The organism is Mesorhizobium wenxiniae, assembly GCF_002284535.1.
In the GTDB taxonomy this organism is placed as follows: Bacteria; Pseudomonadota; Alphaproteobacteria; order Rhizobiales; family Rhizobiaceae; genus Mesorhizobium; species Mesorhizobium wenxiniae.
On record NZ_NPKH01000023.1, the window covers coordinates 308,555 to 325,987 of the forward strand.

Annotated in this window: 14 protein-coding genes, 2 tRNA genes and 2 pseudogenes; 11 read left to right on the forward strand and 7 right to left on the reverse strand. The window is 62.3% G+C overall.

Translation table 11 applies throughout. The annotated features are described in order from the left end of the window. Positions 1-63: 63 nt before the first annotated feature. On the forward strand, positions 64-1,527 hold the full coding sequence (gene betB / locus CIT31_RS17980) for a betaine-aldehyde dehydrogenase (protein WP_065010399.1): 1,464 nt from the start codon (positions 64-66) through the stop codon (positions 1,525-1,527). Positions 1,528-1,536: 9 nt separating this feature from the next. Here betB and CIT31_RS17985 read toward each other — a convergent pair whose 3' ends face one another. After that, a complete protein-coding gene (locus tag CIT31_RS17985) occupies positions 1,537-2,448 on the reverse strand; it encodes a LysR family transcriptional regulator (RefSeq protein ID WP_065010398.1) in 912 nt (303 codons plus the stop codon). Positions 2,449-2,547: 99 nt separating this feature from the next. On the opposite strand from CIT31_RS17985, the gene CIT31_RS17990 reads away from it, so the two are divergent. Further along, positions 2,548-3,444 (forward strand): NmrA/HSCARG family protein, encoded by an 897-nt coding sequence (locus CIT31_RS17990; RefSeq protein ID WP_095519710.1) that lies wholly within the window; start codon positions 2,548-2,550, stop codon positions 3,442-3,444. Between the two features lie 85 nt (positions 3,445-3,529). Here CIT31_RS17990 and CIT31_RS17995 read toward each other — a convergent pair whose 3' ends face one another. Continuing rightward, positions 3,530-5,050, reverse strand: coding sequence for a phosphomannomutase/phosphoglucomutase (locus tag CIT31_RS17995; RefSeq protein ID WP_095519711.1), 1,521 nt, complete (start codon positions 5,048-5,050; stop codon positions 3,530-3,532). 203 nt (positions 5,051-5,253) lie between these two features. Here CIT31_RS17995 and CIT31_RS18000 point away from each other — a divergent pair. Continuing rightward, positions 5,254-5,330: transfer RNA gene (locus CIT31_RS18000), tRNA-Pro, on the forward strand. Between the two features lie 43 nt (positions 5,331-5,373). On the opposite strand, the gene CIT31_RS18005 is transcribed toward CIT31_RS18000, so the two are convergent. From CIT31_RS18005 to CIT31_RS18015, 3 genes are all read right to left on the reverse strand, one after another. Further along, complete coding sequence (locus CIT31_RS18005; RefSeq protein ID WP_065010395.1) at positions 5,374-6,198, reverse strand: galactosyl transferase; 825 nt, start codon at positions 6,196-6,198, stop codon at positions 5,374-5,376. 35 nt (positions 6,199-6,233) lie between these two features. After that, a complete protein-coding gene (locus tag CIT31_RS18010) occupies positions 6,234-7,232 on the reverse strand; it encodes a polysaccharide pyruvyl transferase family protein (RefSeq protein ID WP_095519712.1) in 999 nt (332 codons plus the stop codon). A 61-nt stretch (positions 7,233-7,293) separates the two neighbouring features. After that, the gene (locus tag CIT31_RS18015) at positions 7,294-8,778 is read right to left on the reverse strand and encodes a lipopolysaccharide biosynthesis protein (protein ID WP_095519713.1); all 1,485 of its coding nucleotides are present in this window, start codon (positions 8,776-8,778) and stop codon (positions 7,294-7,296) included. 305 nt (positions 8,779-9,083) lie between these two features. Between CIT31_RS18015 and CIT31_RS18020 the strand changes: the two genes are divergently transcribed. Then, on the forward strand, positions 9,084-9,941 hold the full coding sequence (locus CIT31_RS18020; RefSeq protein ID WP_206073384.1) for a polysaccharide pyruvyl transferase family protein: 858 nt from the start codon (positions 9,084-9,086) through the stop codon (positions 9,939-9,941). Here CIT31_RS18020 and CIT31_RS18025 read toward each other — a convergent pair. Continuing rightward, positions 9,920-11,005, reverse strand: a complete 1,086-nt coding sequence (locus tag CIT31_RS18025; RefSeq protein WP_095519715.1) for a glycosyltransferase family protein — start codon at positions 11,003-11,005, stop codon at positions 9,920-9,922. The genes CIT31_RS18020 and CIT31_RS18025 overlap by 22 nt on opposite strands. Positions 11,006-11,157: 152 nt before the next feature. Between CIT31_RS18025 and CIT31_RS18030 the strand changes: the two genes are divergently transcribed. Then, positions 11,158-11,234: transfer RNA gene (locus tag CIT31_RS18030), tRNA-Pro, on the forward strand. Positions 11,235-11,356: 122 nt separating this feature from the next. On the opposite strand, the gene CIT31_RS18035 is transcribed toward CIT31_RS18030, so the two are convergent. Further along, positions 11,357-12,193, reverse strand: coding sequence for a universal stress protein (locus CIT31_RS18035; protein WP_095519716.1), 837 nt, complete (start codon positions 12,191-12,193; stop codon positions 11,357-11,359). Between the two features lie 384 nt (positions 12,194-12,577). On the opposite strand from CIT31_RS18035, the gene CIT31_RS18040 reads away from it, so the two are divergent. The 6 genes and pseudogenes from CIT31_RS18040 to CIT31_RS18065 all read left to right on the forward strand — a co-directional run bounded on the left by CIT31_RS18040 (position 12,578) and on the right by CIT31_RS18065 (position 17,418). Next, positions 12,578-14,140 (forward strand): bifunctional aminoglycoside phosphotransferase/ATP-binding protein, encoded by a 1,563-nt coding sequence (locus tag CIT31_RS18040; RefSeq protein WP_095519717.1) that lies wholly within the window; start codon positions 12,578-12,580, stop codon positions 14,138-14,140. A gap of 31 nt (positions 14,141-14,171) precedes the next feature. After that, positions 14,172-14,621: a thioredoxin TrxC gene (gene trxC, locus CIT31_RS18045; RefSeq protein ID WP_095519718.1), complete on the forward strand. Its 450-nt coding sequence runs from the start codon at positions 14,172-14,174 to the stop codon at positions 14,619-14,621. Positions 14,622-14,772: 151 nt separating this feature from the next. Then, entirely contained in the window at positions 14,773-15,525 is a 753-nt protein-coding gene (locus CIT31_RS18050) for a FadR/GntR family transcriptional regulator (RefSeq protein WP_095519719.1), read from the forward strand. 63 nt (positions 15,526-15,588) lie between these two features. After that, a pseudogene (locus CIT31_RS18055) lies at positions 15,589-16,038 on the forward strand (dihydrodipicolinate synthase family protein); the annotation flags it as partial. Then, a pseudogene (locus CIT31_RS18060) lies at positions 16,037-16,654 on the forward strand (ATP-binding cassette domain-containing protein); the annotation flags it as partial. The pseudogenes CIT31_RS18055 and CIT31_RS18060, both read left to right, overlap by 2 nt. A 275-nt stretch (positions 16,655-16,929) precedes the next feature. After that, a complete protein-coding gene (locus tag CIT31_RS18065) occupies positions 16,930-17,418 on the forward strand; it encodes a nucleoside deaminase (RefSeq protein WP_095519927.1) in 489 nt (162 codons plus the stop codon). Positions 17,419-17,433 lie beyond the last annotated feature (15 nt).

The window sequence follows — 17,433 nt, forward strand, 5'->3', positions numbered from 1 at the left end:
GCGATGATCCGGCGGACTGTCCGCCCGCCGGCCCCCGGCGAAAGACAATTTGGAGAAACTCTCATGCGCGCCCAGCCAAAGGCATCGCACTATGTCAACGGACGCTACATCGACGACGAGCAAGGTGTGCCGCTGCCGGTGATCTATCCGGCAACCGGCGAGACCATCGCGATGCTGCGTTCGGCGACGCCGAACGTGCTGGAACTCGCGATCGAAGCCGCGCGTGCAGCACAACCGGCCTGGGCGCGGCTGAAGCCGGTCGAGCGCGGGCGCATCCTGCGCCGCGCTGCCGACATATTGCGTGCGCGCAACGCCGACCTGGCGCGCATCGAGACGCTGGATACCGGTAAGGCAATCCAGGAGACGCTGGTGGCGGATGCGCCATCGGCAGCCGACTGCCTCGAATATTTCGGCGGCGCGGTCGCTGCTTATAATGGCGAGTCCTTCGATCTCGGCGGACCCTTTGCCTATACAAGGCGCGAGGCCCTCGGCGTCTGCGTCGGTATCGGCGCCTGGAACTACCCGATCCAGATCGCCGGCTGGAAATCGGCACCCGCGCTCGCCATGGGCAACGCCATGGTGTTCAAGCCGTCGGAGAACACGCCGCTGTCGGCGCTGGCGCTCGCCGAAATCTATACCGAAGCTGGGCTGCCCGACGGGCTGTTTAATGTCGTGCAAGGCTACGGCGATGTCGGCGCCGGCCTCGTCGGGCACGATGTCGTCGCCAAGGTCTCGGTGACCGGTTCGGTGCCGACCGGCCGCAAGGTGCTGTCGCTCGCCGGTTCGAAAATGAAGCATGCCACCATGGAGCTCGGCGGCAAGTCGCCGCTGATAGTCTTCGACGACGCCGATCTCGAAAACGCCATTGGCGGCGCCATGCTCGGCAATTTCTATTCGACCGGCCAGATCTGCTCCAACGGCACGCGGGTCTTCGTGCAGAAGGGTATCCACGACCGTTTCGTCGAACGGCTAGTCGAGCGGACCAAGAAGATCCGTATCGGTGATCCGCTCGACCAGGAGACGCAGATGGGGCCGCTTGTCTCCAAGGACCAGCACGAAAAGGTCATCGGCTATATCGAAGCCGGCAAGCAGGATGGCGCCGTGCTCGCCTGCGGCGGCAACGTGCCCTCGCTGCAGGGTTTCCAAGGCGGCTTCTTCGTCGAGCCGACGGTCTTCACCGGCGTCACCGACACGATGCGCATCGCCCGCGAGGAGATTTTCGGGCCTGTGATGAGCGTGCTGAAATTCGACGATGAGGACGAGGTGATCGATCGCGCCAACGACACCGAATTCGGCCTTGCCGCCGGCGTGTTCACGCGCGACTTGCGACGCGCCCACCGCGTCATCGCCGAGCTGCAGGCTGGCACCTGCTGGATCAACGCCTACAATCTGACCCCCGTCGAGATTCCGTTCGGCGGCTTCAAGCAGTCCGGTATCGGCCGCGAAAATTCGCTGGCGGCGCTGGCGCTCTATTCGCAGTTGAAGTCGGTCTATGTCGAGATCGGCGATGTGGCGAGCCCGTATTGAGGCTCGCGGCTACTGCTGGTCAGCCGCTGTATTTGCCCGACTGGAAATCCGGTCGGATGCAAGCACGATGAATGCCTTGACGAGGGGCGAAAGATGCCGGCTGCTCGGATATAGAACATGCAGCCCGCCGACCGGCGTCGTGTAGTCCCGGAGAACGCGGCTCAGCCGCCCCCCATTGATGAGGGGCTCGGCGATGCTGTGCGGCAATTGGGCGATGCCGAAGCCTGCGAGCGTGGCCGCAACGACCGCCTGCATTTCATTAGCGGCGAAGCGCCCGGCCACCGTGACCGTTTCCTGACCGTGTGGCCCGTCCAGCACCCAATGGGTGCCCGAGGTCGAAGGGCCTGCGATGACGCACTGGTGGTGTGCGAGATCCGCCAGGCATTCCGGCATCCCGCGCCTTGCGAGATAGTCCGGGCTGGCGCAGAGCAGCCTGTGCGTGGAGCCGAGCTTGCGGGCGATCAGCGTCGAATCCTGAAGAACCCCGGTGCGGAAAGCGAGGTCTATGCCGTCCTCGACCAGGTTGAGCTTGTCGTCAGTCAGGCGAAGTTCGACTTTGGTCTTCGGATACATTGCCAGAAAGTCGACCACAGCAGCTGTGAGGAAATGACCCCCGAAGCCAACGGGCGCCGAGATGCGAATTGTGCCCGAAGGCTCCGCCCTCGCTTCCGCGAGGCGCAGATTTGCTTCCTCGATCGTCCGCAGGGCCTGGCTGCTCTGCTCGTAATAGAGACGCCCGGCATCCGTCACGTTGAGGCTGCGCGTCGTGCGCTGCAGCAGGCGAACCCCAACCTCACGCTCGAGCGCGGCAACGCGTCGACTGACCGTCGTCTTGGGCATGGCAAGCAGCCGCGCAGCAGCGGTGAAGCTGCCAGCTTCGACGACGCGAGCGAACACCACGATATCATTAAGATCGAGCATTGTATCCTTGCATGGCACAAAGTTTTCCAATTGTAGGCAATTATGCATCAATGTGACAAACCCTAATTTTGCTCCATCGGAAAAAGAAGGAGCAAACACATGACCACCAAACGAAGCGTTCTGGTGACCGGTGCCACAGGCCAGCAAGGCGGCGCAGTTGCGCGTGCCTTGCTGTCGAGTGGGCACCGCGTCAAGGCACTAACGCGCAGGCCGGACAGCGATGCTGCGCGGCAATTGGCGTCGGCAGGCGTCGAGATCGTGGCCAGCGATCTTGGCGATACAGCCTCCGTTGTGAAGGCAGCAAAAGACGTCGATACCATGTTCCTGATGGGCAACAGCTACGAGGCTGGCATAGCACAGGAAACCCGCCAGGGGATCCTTGCCGCCGACGCGGCGAAGGCTGCCGGCGTCGGGCATTTGATCTATTCATCCGTTGCCGACGCCGACAAGAACACCGGTATTCCGCATTTCGAGAGCAAATATCTTGTCGAGCAACATGTCGCCGGGCTCGGCATCCCCTACACGATCAGCGCGCCGGTCGCCTTCATGGAGAATATCGTCGCGCCGTGGTCGATCGGCGCGCTCATCCAAGGCACGCATGCCTTTGCGATGCCTGCCAAACGTGTCCTCCAGCTGGTCGCACTTGCCGATATCGGAGCCTTCGTTGCCGCCCTGGTCGAGCGGCGCGAGCGCGTGTTCGGCAAGCGCTTCGATTTGGCCGGGAGCGAATTGTCCGGCGAAGACCAGGCCAAAATCCTTTCGCAGTCCATCGGCCGCCCGATCAACTATCAGGCAATTCCAATCGCGGTGGCCCGCCAACAAAGCGAAGATACGGCGCTGATGTTCGAGTGGTTCGACCGCGTCGGCTATGACGTCGATATCGCGGCTTTACACCGAGATTTCCCGGAGGTCCGCTGGCACAGTTTTGCCGACTGGGCGCGGGAGTTCGACTGGCGTGCCGTTGAGCGGGCTTATGTAGAGATCATCGGCCGATGAAAACCTGGGGGAGCGGACCAGCTGCAACCGGAAACCCGTGATCCGCTTCCCCATCGTGGCCTTTCTCGCGCCGCGATGAAAGAACCTAGAACGTCTGGTTGTAGGCGCCGACCTCAGGGCTGCGGCGCAGCACCGCATCGACGCCTTCGAACATCTGCCGGCGCCGCTCGGACGACACCGGGCTCTCTACCACCACGACCAGCTCTGGCTTGTTCGACGACGCCCGCACCAGGCCCCAGGTGCCGTCCTCGGCAACGACGCGAACGCCATTGACGGTGATCAGATCGGCGATCTTCTGGCCGGCGAAGACAGTGCCATCCTGCTTCATTGCCTGAAAGTCGGAAACGACTCGCTCGACCACGCCGTATTTCAGCTCGTCGGCGCAGTGCGGCGACATGGTCGGCGTGCCGAAGGTCAGCGGCAGGGCGCGATAGAGATCGGCCATGCTGCTGGTCGGGCTGCGATCCAGCATCTGGCAGATGGCGATAGCCGTGATGAGACCATCGTCATAGCCGCGCCCGATCGGCGGATTGAAGAAGAAATGACCGGATTTCTCGAACCCGGCGATGGCGCCGAGCTCGGCCACGCGCCGTTTTATGTAGGAGTGGCCGGTCTTCCAATAGTCGGTGACGGCGCCATCGGCACGCAGGGCGGCGTCGGTGTTGAACAATCCGGTCGACTTGACGTCGACGACGAAGGTCGAGCCGGGATGCAGTCGCGCGATGTCGCGGGCGAGCATGACGCCGACCTTGTCGGCGAAGATCTCGTTGCCTTCATTGTCGACCACGCCGCAGCGGTCGCCATCGCCGTCGAAGCCAAGCCCGACGTCGGCTCCCGTTTCCAGCACCTTGTCGCGGATGGCGTGCAGCATCTTCATGTCTTCGGGATTTGGATTATAGTTCGGAAACGTATGATCGAGCTCGATATCGAGCGGAATCACCTCGCAGCCGATCCGTTCCAGCGCTTCCGGTGCAAAGGCGCCGGCGGTGCCGTTGCCGCAGGCGGCGACCACCTTGAGCTTTCTTGCTATGCGCTTGTCCCGGGTCAGGTCGTCCAGATAGGTTTTGCGGAAATCCGCAACGAAGTCATAGCAGCCGCCGCCGACAAGGTCGAAGTCGCCGGCAAGGACGATCGTCTTCAATGCGCTCATTTCCTCCGGACCGAAGGTCAAGGGGCGCGCCGCCCCCATCTTGACGCCGCTCCAGCCGTTTTCGTTGTGAGAAGCGGTGATCATGGCCACGGACGGCGTATCGAGCGCGAACTGGGCGAAATAGGCCATCGGCGACAGCGCCAGCCCGATATCCTTAACTCGCGCGCCGGCGGCCATCAGCCCGGAAACCAGCGCCAGCTTGATCGCAAGCGAATAGGAGCGGAAATCATGACCGGTCACGATGTCCGGGCCGGCGCCCAGGCGCCGGATCAGCGTGCCGAGCCCCATGCCCAGCGCCTGGACACCGATCAGGTTAAGCTCAGGCGGCTCCGCAGAGCCAGGATGGCCGAACCACCAGCGCGCATCATACTCACGAAAGCCGGACGCCTTGATCAGCGCCGAGGTTTCAAACTCGAAGGTGTTGGGACGGGCTTCGCTAACGATCTTCAGGGGCAAGACAGCAACTCCAAGCGGCTGGAATCAGGGTGTTTCGAGGCGGGTGGCCGATACCTATTACACGAGCCTTTATGCAGTGTTTATCGCGCAGGAAACTGAAACCTGTATGACCTTAAGGCGAAAGCGGAAGAAATGCGACAGAAGCGCCGCCATTGGCGCTTGCAGGAACGAAGTGCCACGGCTATAAGCCCGCGGTCTGGTCACGGAGTGTAGCGCAGCCTGGTAGCGCACATCGTTCGGGACGATGGGGTCGCAGGTTCAAATCCTGCCACTCCGACCAGAAGCTCCTCTCCTCTCCCATCAAGTTGGCCTGCCCGGGGTGATCATGTATCCCGGCGAACAGCGGTTTTGCCGAAGAACTCGCGTTTCGCGGCCTCACCGACCAGCCGCAGCCGTGAGGCATTGCGAAGCAGTCGCCTGGGTCGTTTGAGCGCGCCCCAGTTCAGGAAATACTTGGCCATGATACCGGGCGTCCTGCTGTGCGAGCCGGCATGGGCGACGCGATAGACGGCGCCGCGAAACGGCAGCGTCGCCAGAGGCGTACCGCGCTCGGCCAGAATGTCTGCTATCCGGATATGACTGCCGAGCATCGACTTCATCCAGTCGGGAGAGGCATCCCCGTAACGGTCGGGCAGACCATAGAGGTCCGAGCGGATTATCAATGACGTCCCGCAAAGATGGTTAAAGTCGTCATAGCCGAGCAGGAGCTTGCCGCCGTCGTCCCAGACATAGCCGCGGTCGATGGTCCATCCGTTTGCGTTTCGGTTCTCCGACACGTGCTGGACAAGGCGGGCGCTCACGAAATCGTCGTCGTCGACGATCATGAAGAAGCGGCTGTCGCGTGCCCGCAGCATGCCCTTCAGCACGCGGCGGCCCTTGTCGACGCGGAAGGCGTCGTAGAAGTCCTCCTTGCTCGCCCCACCGCGCTCATGCGCATCGTTTGGCGGAAAGGTCACGCGTTCGACACTGAAGCGCTCGGGGAGATTTGGCAGATCGGCGCCCTCGTTTGCGACGATGATGCCCCGCCAGTCGTCGTTGGTCTGGCTCGATATCGAGCGAACCGTCTGGGCGAGATTCGCCTTGAGCCTGCTCCAGTCGCGCGCATTGTCCTGGTGGCGCACGGGAATGATGAAGGTGACGAGTGTCATCTCAACCTCAGCAAATGTCTTCTGCGTGCCAAAGATCAGGCGGCGACAGCGGCTGCCTGCCGCGCCCAGCCGATCCCGTCGTCGAGCGAGGTCGCCTTGTAGGAAAGGTCGGATCCCCCCGAGAATGCCGCCATGAACCGCCGTATCTTGCCGTAGCTGTTGTCGAGGACCGCATGCGGCCGACCGATCAGCAGCGAGCAGATATGGACGTGCAGGCGATCGGTGACGATCGCACGCCCGCGCGAAATCTGCCGGATGCCTCGCCGGAAGCGATTGTGCGCGGCCGCGTCCAGCTTGCGCAGCCGCACCTCTGCCGGCTTGAGCGCCAGCAGCGCGGAGGCAGCACCAATCGCCTTGGCGACGCGCACCTGCCGCGCAGATTCGGTGATCCAGTCCTCCATCGGAATGTCGGGATAGGCCGAGCGATCCACGTCACCTGCCTTCTCGAGGTCCGCCCTCAACATCGCCAGCACCGGAAACTCGGATGCTTCCGGTTCGAGCGCGCCGATGCAGAATGCCATATCGGGGCAAAGCCGCACCTCGCAATCGAAGTGCTTCTCCGCGAACGCCTTCGATTCCTCGTCGCGCACCAGGAGAACAAAGTTCTTGTGCCTGCCGATGATGCGCGCGCTCCTTTCGCGGCGCTCCTGCGACTTGTAGTGAATCGATTGCGGAAACTGGATGATCCGGCGGTTGGGGAATTGCTCGAGCACGCGCTCGCGGAAATCCTGATGCGTGATCCAGAGGTCGCCGAAATTGCCGCCGCCATGGATGAAGATCGGTCCAGTCGGGACGGCCCGTTCGAGATCCTCCGCCGAGAAATCGCGCATGCGCGAGACATAGGCCGGCCGCTTGCCGTAGCGATCTTTCAGGTAGGCCATCTCGCCGAGCCAGATGGCTGAGTCGCCGCAATTGCGGATATCCGGAAAGTCGAGGATCGCCAGCGGCTCGTCCGCCCGGACATAGTCCTTCAGGCAGTCATGGATCATGTCCTGCAACCTGGCGATCAGAACCGGAGGCGTTTCCAATGGCATTCCTCTTCCTCCATCTGGCCGGCCGTCCGGCTCGTGTTGCAGCAAATCCGACGTGCTAGCTTCAGCCATGGCGAACCTTCGACAGTATCTTGCCCAAGATGTTCAGGATTTCCCGCTCGGGGCCGTCGGGCCGCTTCATCAACAGCCATAACCCGAAGCTCAACCCGCAATAGAGGACCGCGCCCAACGGAACGAGGATCGCCAGCTGCCAGGCGAGCCCCACGCTGTCGTTCGCCGCGGGCAGCCAGGTCGAGGCGAACAACACGCCCGCGGCCATGATCGCGATGCTTGCGAGCGCACGCCCGTTGGCCGCCAGCTGCTCCAGCACCGTGACGCCGATGAAGTGCTTGACCAGCACCATGTTGACCAGCGCTCCGAGCAGTCCGGTGAACACTCGGCTGTAGATGACACCTTCGAGCCCGTAGAGCATGAGGGCACCGAAGATGATCGGTACGCGGACGAACAGCATCTGCGTGTCCCGGATGAACAGAAGCCTCGTCTTGCCCTTCGCCATGCCGAGCGGCTGCGCCAGCGAGCCCAGCGTCTGCAGGGCGTACACCGAGGCGAGCGACTGGATGATGAAGATTGCCGGCGCCCATTTTTCACCCAGCGTCAGCCTGACCAGGGGATCGGCGATCACCGCAACGCCGATGCCGGCAGGAAGCGCGATCGCGGCGACAAGTGCCTGGACGCGCTGATAGGCGGCGGCGAGGCGGCCTGGGTCGTCGCGAATTGTGGCGAAGCTCGGGTAGATCGTCTGGGTGAGCGGCGCCGTCGCCTCGCGTGTCGGCAGGCGGGCGAGATTGCTGCCGAAGGTGTAGTAGCCAAGCTGCGCATTGCCGAGCACCTTGCCGATCAGCAGGTGGTCGAAGCGCCAGTTGAGCGTGTTGACGATCTGGCCGGCCGTCAACCAGGCCGAGAAAGAGAAGAACTCCCGCATGTGCTTGAAGACGATCCTCGGGCGGAACGGCACCACCAGATAGGAGGTGACGAGATAGGTCGCCTGGCTCACGAGGGTACCCACCACGAGGGCCCAGTAGCTGTGGAAGATCATCGCGATGGCCACCGCCACGACGACCCCGACGAACTTCTGCGAAACGCTCAGCACGAATTCCTGCCAGAAGATCAGCTTGCGCTGCAGCATGATCAGCCGCGGATTCGTCATGCTGCCGAGCAGCACGCTGAAGCCCAGCGCAACCATGACGCCGAACAGGCGCGGGTCTTCATAGACCACCGATGCCGGCCAGGCACAGGCCGCGAAGAAAAGGCACAGTATCAGTCCGCGCGTGGCATTGAGGGTCCAGGCAGCGCTGAAATGCGATTCGGTGGGCGCCTCATGTCGGATGAGCGCCTGGGTGAGCGAGAGTTCGGTGACTGTGGTGACGATCAGGAGCATCGTCGTCGCCAATGCAACGAGGCCGAAATCGGCAGGCGAGAGGTACCACGCCAGCACGAAGGTGCTAAGCGTCGCCAGTCCGTTCACGATCGCTCGCGACAGGCTGAGCCACATGCTTCCCTTGATGAGCCGCCCGGTGATACTGCTCATGCTGCAGGCGATTCCCGATACTCTCAGCGCCATTTGGCGCTCTTGTTGCACCCCGAGCCGCAGCGCTTATACCGCGAACGAAGACGGGTAACGAGAACAAAGATCAGCGCCCATTTGCCGCACCGCACAATTACCGTGGAGAGCCGGCGCGGAGCGGATTTTCACATTTGCGGTGGCGCCGATTTGCCGCACTGCACAACGGCTCGCGTTGGTCGAGAATGAGGCAACACCCGCGGTCGAATGTGCTACACCGCTTCCGGTGGCGGGTCTGGCAGAGAGCAAGCCCGAGGGAAGAGGTGTTCGTTTTGCTGGAAGAGGCCGCCGTGGCTCAAGGTGTGAGGAAAATTGTCCGCAAGGTGCGCGGTCTTGCTCGACGGGACAGAGGCTACGTGCCCCCTCCCCCGTTCCAGCCGAACACGATCGAGCTGTTCTACTGGAAGTCGCCCCTCGGCGTGAACTTCGGCGACTATCTCTCCTCGGTGATTGTCAACAAGATGGCGGCCGACGCCGGCTGCTTCCTGGACGAGGAACGTCCGAGGCCGGTGAGGCTCCTGGGCATAGGCTCGATCCTGCATTTCGCGCGCAACGGCGACGTCGTCTGGGGTTCCGGCATCAACGGCAAGATCCGAGACGAACGGCACGTGTTCAGCTCGCTCGACGTGCGCGCCGTCCGTGGTCCCCTCACCCGCGATTTTCTCATGCGGCGTGGCATTGACGTGCCCGAGGTGTTCGGCGACCCCGGGATCCTCGTTGCCGATCTTCTGGGTTCCCGTTTTCCGAAACCTGCCGAGCGCAAGACGCCGGTCGCGTTCGTCCCCAACTTGCACGACCTGCCGAAGATGGAGGGATGGGAAAACGTCGTCTCTCCACTCGACCATTGGGCGAGCGTGGTACGGCGCATTTCGGAAGCGAGCCATGTCATCTCGAGCTCGCTCCACGGGCTGGTTATTGCCGACGCGTTCGGCATCCCCTGTACGTATCTGCGCCTGTCGGAAGAAGAAAACACACTGAAATATGAGGACTATGTCCTCGGCGTCGGCCGCGCGCGACTGGACATCACGCGATCGCGCGAGGAAGCCGTCCGCGCGAGCCCGATGGGCACGGCCCGGCCAGATCTCGCGAGGCTGAAGGCGAGCTTCCCCTACGATCTCTGGGATTGCTGAGAGGCCGTCGGGGTCGGCTCGACAGCAGCGCGCCGCGCGGTCAGCGATTTCAGGAAGCGCGTGACATCCGATCCGACCCTCGTCCACTCAAATGGCGACAGATCCGGGCGCGGCGACGTGGACTTGCGGAGTGCGGCGAGGAAGCTCTCGAGAGTGGCGGCCGATATTTCGCCGTCGAACAGATGCACCCACTCGGCTCCGACCACCTCCTGAAGCTCCGGCAGGCTGCCGATCCGCGGGGCCAGGAGCGGCTTGTTGCGCCCGAGCGAATGCAAGGCGACGCCGCTGTTCAGGATATTGCGGTATGGCAGCACGACGGCGTCGTGTGAATCGATGACGCGCTCTAACTCGTCGTCCGGCACGAACTCCCTTCGGATGTCCAGCTTGATCCGCTTGTCGTCGCCCGCGGCTGTGCGGATCCTGCGTTCGAGATCCTCTTCCGGGCAAACGCCGATCACCGTGAGCGAAAACGCGGCCGTCGCCGCCTTGCGGGCCTCGGTAACCAGCTTTTCGACGTTCTTGTACTCCCTGATCAGTCCGAAGAAGAGAAGCCTGTTGCGTCGCTCGGATGGTCTGGCGTCCCGCGGCGGTTCGGCGACCGATTCATAACGACCATGGACCGTGACCAGCGTGGCGAGCGAACGGGCCGCGGGATGCAGGCGATGCAACTCGCGGCGGGAATGTTCGGAGAGGAGGATCACGCCGTCGAGCAGCTTCAGAAACAGGTAGGTGGTCAGCCCCGATTTCAAGCTGCCGCCGTCATGGGGCTCCAGGTTGTGTACCACCCACAGAAACCTGGTTCCGTGAAAGACCCTGTCCCAGAGCATGCGGCCGAGAAGCTTGAGCGTCGCCTTGCGGCTGCTCGGCCGAAAGAATTCAGTCGGCCAGTGGAAGAGGACGATGTCGTAGCGGCCGCGGCCCAGGTGCTCCCAGTCGAACTGAACCCGCTCGAAGCTTGTGCCGTCGATGTGGCCGGAGAAGAGACCCGTAAAGCTGTTGCCCGGAGCATTGAGGGGTTTCAGCGCCAGAACAGGTTTCTGCGCGAAATGTGTCTTGTCGGTCATCGGCAATGTTCCGTGGCAACGCTTGATCCCGAAGGGGAGCCTAGGCCTGTCCCGTGCCAGCGCAAGCGCGGGTGTCGGGTCAATTGGTCGCGGCTTCTGACCCAACGCGTTCAGGAACGAAGTGCGGCGGCTATAAGCCCGCGGTCCGGTCACGGAGTGTAGCGCAGCCTGGTAGCGCACATTGTTCGGGACGATGGGGTCGCAGGTTCAAATCCTGCCACTCCGACCAGAAAAAACAAGCACTTAGCTTTTTCCCGAAGCGCCTCCCACCTGAAACCCTACCTGAGACTCACTCGCAAGCCCAACCCTTCTGCGCGTTTTCGGGCTTGACCATGCCGTATTGGCCGGCGGTTAACGCGCCATAAGGATCGGCATCGACGGGTCTTCAAGCATCGAGATGGTGACGCCGCCGAAGATGCGCTCGCGCAACCGGGAATGACCATAGGCGCCCATCACCATCAGATCGGCGGCGATGTCGACCGCGTGCCTGCGAAGCACGTCGGCGACTGAATGATCCAAGCTGGGCAGCCGGTCGACCGTGACATTCACGCCATGCCGCGCGAGATAGGCGGCGGCGTCGGCTCCGGGTTCGGCCCCGTGGCGGTATTGGTGCTCCACCGGATCGACCATGACAAGGCGCACCTCTTCGGCACCTGGCAGCATGTTGAGAGATTCGCGGACGGCACGCGATGACTCCAGACGAGCGTCCCATGCAATCAGCACGCGTTTCGGCTTCAGTGTCGGCCGCGACCCCTCGGGGATGAGCAGCAAGGGCTTTCCTGAAGAAAACAACGCGCCTTCGATCGCTTTGCTTTTCAGCGCTTCATTGGCAAGCAACTCCGGTCCAATAACCGTAATGTCGGCGTAGCGGGCACGCCGGCCAATGGTGTCGTCGGCCCAGCCGGCTTCCGGATATTCGTTGGAGACATCGGCCGAAAGCACCCTGCCGGCGAGAAAAGCCGACACGGCGGCGGTTCGCTTCTTCAACAGGTTCTCGTCGGCCTGACGCTCCTCGAGCCAGGCTTCCGAAACGACTGCGGCATACTCCCCGACTGGTGGCGGCGCAGCTACGGCAACGACCAGAACCGCAAGATGGGCGCCGATTTCGTTGCACAGGTCGCCGGCCAGCCTGAGATCGTCGTCGCCCTTGTCCGGCCCCGTAACGGTAAGTATCGTCCTGAAAGCCATGGCGGCTGCTCCCGATCTTGCCTCAAAGTCCAATCGTCGTTGCAACAACAGCGAGACGGCTCGGCGCGTTCCTAGCGCTGAGACAAGAACGTCGCCGCGCATCATTTTGATCCGTATCAACACGCTCACGTGCCGGACGCTAACAGGCTTCAGGCCGCTACGTCGTGCCGGAACATGGCGATCGCGATATGCCGTTGTGGGGCCGCCAATGTCTTGCGAAGGACGCCAACAAATACGGCCGAACGCCGGAGAAGTTGCACTAGGGAACGCATCCGTGACTTGGCTGGTTATATCCAGACGCTGCAGCAGGAAGGGCCCGATGGCGCGGAATTTCAGCGACCACGCCCATCGGATTCCAGGGTGGATACAAACAAGAGGCATCCGATGATCGTCGAAGATCAGGAATCCGTGGTCGCGATGTTGATGGACCCTGCCGCATATGGCGAGACTGGGCCGGTCGAGGCGATCGAAACCCATATCTCGCGTATTTTCCTGGTTGGCCAGCGCGCCTACAAGATCAAGCGAGCTGTAAAGCTGCCCTATGTCGACTTCTCGACCCCGGTGCTGCGGCTCGCCGCTTGCGAGAAGGAGGTGGAGCTTAACTCCAAGACCGCGCCCGGCCTCTATCTGGGTGTGCGGCGCGTCACGCGAGAGGCCGACGGCAAGCTCGCCTTCGACGGGAGCGGCGAACTGGTCGATGCGACGATCGAAATGGTCCGCTTCGACCAGCCGAAGCTGCTCGATCGAATGGCAGTCGGTGGCGAACTGACGCCTGCGCTGATGACGACGGTCGCGCGCATGATCGTGCGCTATCATCGGGGCGCGCCGGAGGTCCACAAGGGCAGCGGATCCTCGAACCTGGCAGGCGTGCTCGCCATCAACGAAGCCGGCTTTGCCACCAGCCATGTTTTCGACGAAGCCGAGATCAACGCATTCACCGGGATTTTCAGCACCGCCCTTGCCCGTCATCGCGAACTGCTCGACCGGCGGGAAGCGGCAGGCAAGATCCGGCGATGCCACCGCGATCTGCATCTGCGCAACATCTGTCTCTTCGACGGAGAGCCCCGCCTCTTCGATTGCATCGAATTCAACGACCAGATCGCCAGCATCGATGTGCTTTACGATCTGGCCTTCCTGCTGATGGACCTCTGGCATCGCGGCTTTCCGGAACTCGCCAACCTGGTGATGAACCGCTACCTAGACGAGGCAGACGACGAGGACGGCTTCATTCTCCTGCCGTATTTCATGGCAGTGCGGGCCGCAGTGCGCGCGCACGTCACCGCAACCCAGATCGAGGAAGGCAGTGCCGATTCCGGCGGGCTGATTGCCGAGGCGAGATCCTATTTCGAGCTTGCCCGAACACTTCTCCAGGCAAGGCCTGCTCGGCTGATCGCTATCGGCGGCTTGAGTGGTTCCGGCAAGACGGCCGTTGCCGAGGCACTCGCCGCGCATGTCGGCGCGCCGCCCGGCGCCCGCATTGTCGAGAGCGATCGCATCCGCAAAGCGATGCATGGGGTACCGGCCGAGACGAAGCTGCCGGACAGGGCTTATCGACGGGAGGTGTCCGACCGCGTCTACCGCGAAATGGCATGGCGCGCCGACTTGATCCTTTCCGAAGGCGGTTCGGTGGTCGCCGATGCCGTCTTCGACAGGCCGGCCGATCGCGACCGCATCGAGAAGGTGGCAAATGGTAGAGACGTTGCTTTCGCCGGATTCTGGCTGGAAGCGGATCCGCTTGTTCTTTGGCGACGAGTGAGCGAGCGCAGCGGCGGTCCTTCCGACGCCACTGTCGATATCTTGTCGCGGCAATTGCAACGAAAGGCCACCCCGTCCACCTGGCGCAAGGTCGACACCGATCGAAAGCTCGCCGACGTCGCCGCCGAGTTGGCGAGCGTTTCGGACGCGGCCGCTCCTGCGCAGGGCACTGCACTCAAGACAGCATCGTGACGGCGACGCGCATAAAGATGGGTGAATGGGCATGACGCAGGAAAAACTGGTGGTTTGCGGCAAGTGCGGCGGGGTCAATCGCCTGCCGCTGGGACGGGATGCCGGGGACGCGAAATGCGGAAAGTGCGGCTCTAAACTGTTCTCGGGTCACCCGGCAGACGTCGACGCACAGAGCTTCGATCGCCAGGTCAAACGAAGCAGTCTCCCCGTTGTCGTCGACATCTGGGCACCGTGGTGCGGCCCCTGCAAGATGATGGCGCCGGCCTATGAAGCAGCAGCAAACGAACTGGAGCCGCACGTTCGCCTGATCAAGCTCAATTCCGACAATGAGCAGGCCGTTGCAGCCAGGCTCGGCATTCGCAGCATCCCGACCATGATCCTCTTCCATGGCGGCCAGGAGGTTGCGCGCACATCCGGCGCCATGACGCCGGGGCAGATCGTCAGGTGGATCCGCGATCACCTACCGACGGCCCCGGCCTGAAAGTCGGCACGCTGTCGATGATCGCCGTGGCCGCATCAGCAGAAAGCCATATGATGACCTGATGGCTTTGACAAATTTCATATGATGATCTCGCTTTTGACCCGCACTGGGAGTATGGATCCCTCATGACCCGGCAAAGTTTGGAGGACCCATGCAGCAGGTCGAACATCGAACATCCCGCAGGTCATTCGTTTCTCAGGTCGCAGATGCGCTGCGCGGCCAGATCGAAGCCGGCTTTTATGCGCCTGGCGACAAATTGCCGACAGAACCCGCGCTGATTGACCGGTTCGGATTCAGCCGCACTGTGGTCCGGGAGGCCATTGCGGCGCTTCGCGCTGATGGGCTGGTGGAATCGCGGCAAGGCGCCGGCGTCTTCGTTCTCGGCCCGAAGCCCGTCGACGAGAGATTGAAGCTCTTCACCGACGAAACGAACAAGATCTCGGACATCATCGAAGAGCTCGAGCTGCGCATCGGCATCGAAGTCGAGGCAGCCGGCCTTGCCGCAGCCCGCAGTTCGCCGGCGCAGGAGGCCGAAATCGAGGCCCAGGTCGAAAGGTTCGCCGAACTCATGGCGCAAGGGCAACCCACCGACGAGGCGGACTTCCAGTTCCACATGGCGATCGCAACCGCAACGAACAACGCCAGGTTCAAGGCATTCCTCGAACATGTCGGCCGGAGGATGATCCCGCGGGTGAAGTTCAAGACGATGATGGGTGGCATCGACCCCTTGCCCAATCGCGACCATCCGATTCTGGAGGAGCACAGGGAAATCGCGGATGCGATTCTCGCCCGCGACCCGGAAAAGGCGCGTGAGGCGATGCGCCGCCATCTGGTGACGGGGATAAAGCGCTATCGCACCCTCACCGTCCGGCGCTCGACAAATCAGGACAACACCGGCGGTTGACTCTCCCGGATACTCATCATATGAATCGGAATGACATCATATTAATTTGTGGGATGAGTTCCTTTGTCGCCAGATGAAATCAAGTCGCGTGTCGCTTCAGGGCTGCTGTCGTTTTCGGTCACACATTTCAACGAGGATTTCAGCCTCAATCTCGAAAGTTATCGCGCGCATGTGGCATGGCTCTCGGGGTTCGGTGCCGCTGCCCTGTTCGCGGCCGGCGGCACGGGTGAATTCTTCTCCCTGTCGCCGGAAGAGGTCGCCGATGTTACCCGCGCGGCCAAGGATGCCTCGGGAGACGTGCCTATCATCGCCGGCTGTGGCTACGGCACGGCGCTCGCCACGGAAATTGCTCGCCGCGCCGAGGCTGCGGGGGCCGACGGTCTTTTGCTTTTGCCTCCTTATCTGATGGACGCCTCCCAAGAAGGGATATTCCGGCATGTCAAAGCCGTGTGCGAATCCACCGGCCTCGGCGTCGTTATCTACAACCGTGCGAACTCGGTCGCCAATGCCGAACGCGCCAAGCTCGGGCAAGGCCGTCTTCGCCGGGGAAAACATCTTCGAGATGAACGAGAAGCGTCTTATGGCGTTTCGGCGCAAGGTCCAGATGGTCTTCCAGGATCCATACGGATCGATGAATCCCCGCATGCGCGTTTACTCCATCATTTCCGAACCCTGGGTGATCCACCGCGATATTCGGCCGAAGAACAGGTGGAAGGCTCGAGTGGCAGAGCTCCTGGAATTGGTTGGGCTGTTGCCGGAGCACGCCGACCGCTACCCGCACCAGTTTTCCGGCGGTCAGCGGCAGCGCATCGCCATTGCGCGCGCGCTTGCGAGCGAGCCGGAACTGATCGTCTGCGACGAGGCGATTTCGGCGCTCGACGTCTCTATCCAGGCGCAGGTCATCGGCCTTCTGGCCGACCTTCGGACCAGGCTCAGCCTCTCATATATCTTTATCACACATGATTTGCCGATCGTGCGCCATTTCGCGGACCGGATCATGGTCATGAAAGATGGAAGGATCGTCGAGGAAGGCCAAACCTCGGCGCTGTTCGGGGCGCCTCGCCACGAATACACACAAAGCCTGTTGCAGGCTGTTCCCAGGCCCAAATGGCTTACGCAAGCTCAATAGGTCCTCGTCCGCGCCTAGCGCGCCAGGCGCGAGCGACGTCTTGTCGATACCAAGCCCGCGTCGCCGAAGACTTCTGTACCGGCCCGGATTTCAACCTACCGCCGTCACCCTTTGAATAGCCGAACGTCAAGCTCGAACGGATCGACCCGTGCGATTTTGATTCGGGCCGCGGCTACCGCGCCGGCTTGCCTACTAGGTTGTTGGCTGAATCCGCCGACTTGAGTCGCCGGATTGTCCGGCACTATGATCAAACGGCACTGCCGGAGGATCTGCCGATGCCACAACGCCCCTATGATGAGCGCCTGCTCCGTCAGGCGTTCGAAGTCGCGCGCAAGGCCCGCGATGCTGGCGAACATCCCTTTGGTTCGCTCCTCGCTGACAAAGACGGCAATGTGTTGCGCGAGCAACTCAACGGTTACAAATCCGGAGGGGGCGACCGCACCGCTCATGCCGAAAGGCTGCTGGCCTCGTGGGCCGGGATGAATTTCAGTCTCGAAAAGCTGGCCTCCTGCACACTCTACACTTCGGCCGAACCTTGCGCGATGTGCTCCGGGACAATCTATTGGGCGGGTATCGGACGCGTCGTGTTCGGGCTGGCTGAGCATGACATGAAGGCACTGACGGGTGCACACGTCGAGAATCCCACACTCGACCTGCCCTGCACGGTCGTTTTCGAAGCTGGGCAGCGTCCGACTGAAGTCGTCGGCCCGCTGCTTGCCGATGAAGCGGCGCAACTCCAGGCCGATTTCTGGAAAGACAAGTAGCTCAATTGCCGCGCG

Bases quoted from the DNA above. Each gene is read 5' to 3' on its own strand.
- betB (WP_065010399.1), top strand. From the start codon at position 64: ATGCGCGCCCAGCCAAAGGCATCGCACTATGTCAACGGACGCTACATC.
- CIT31_RS17985 (WP_065010398.1), bottom strand. From the start codon at position 2,448: ATGCTCGATCTTAATGATATCGTGGTGTTCGCTCGCGTCGTCGAAGCT.
- CIT31_RS17990 (WP_095519710.1), top strand. From the start codon at position 2,548: ATGACCACCAAACGAAGCGTTCTGGTGACCGGTGCCACAGGCCAGCAA.
- CIT31_RS18005 (WP_065010395.1), bottom strand. From the start codon at position 6,198: ATGACACTCGTCACCTTCATCATTCCCGTGCGCCACCAGGACAATGCG.
- CIT31_RS18010 (WP_095519712.1), bottom strand. From the start codon at position 7,232: ATGCCATTGGAAACGCCTCCGGTTCTGATCGCCAGGTTGCAGGACATG.
- CIT31_RS18015 (WP_095519713.1), bottom strand. From the start codon at position 8,778: ATGAGCAGTATCACCGGGCGGCTCATCAAGGGAAGCATGTGGCTCAGC.
- CIT31_RS18025 (WP_095519715.1), bottom strand. From the start codon at position 11,005: ATGACCGACAAGACACATTTCGCGCAGAAACCTGTTCTGGCGCTGAAA.
- CIT31_RS18035 (WP_095519716.1), bottom strand. From the start codon at position 12,193: ATGGCTTTCAGGACGATACTTACCGTTACGGGGCCGGACAAGGGCGAC.
- CIT31_RS18040 (WP_095519717.1), top strand. From the start codon at position 12,578: ATGATCGTCGAAGATCAGGAATCCGTGGTCGCGATGTTGATGGACCCT.
- trxC (WP_095519718.1), top strand. From the start codon at position 14,172: ATGACGCAGGAAAAACTGGTGGTTTGCGGCAAGTGCGGCGGGGTCAAT.
- CIT31_RS18050 (WP_095519719.1), top strand. From the start codon at position 14,773: ATGCAGCAGGTCGAACATCGAACATCCCGCAGGTCATTCGTTTCTCAG.
- CIT31_RS18065 (WP_095519927.1), top strand. From the start codon at position 16,930: ATGCCACAACGCCCCTATGATGAGCGCCTGCTCCGTCAGGCGTTCGAA.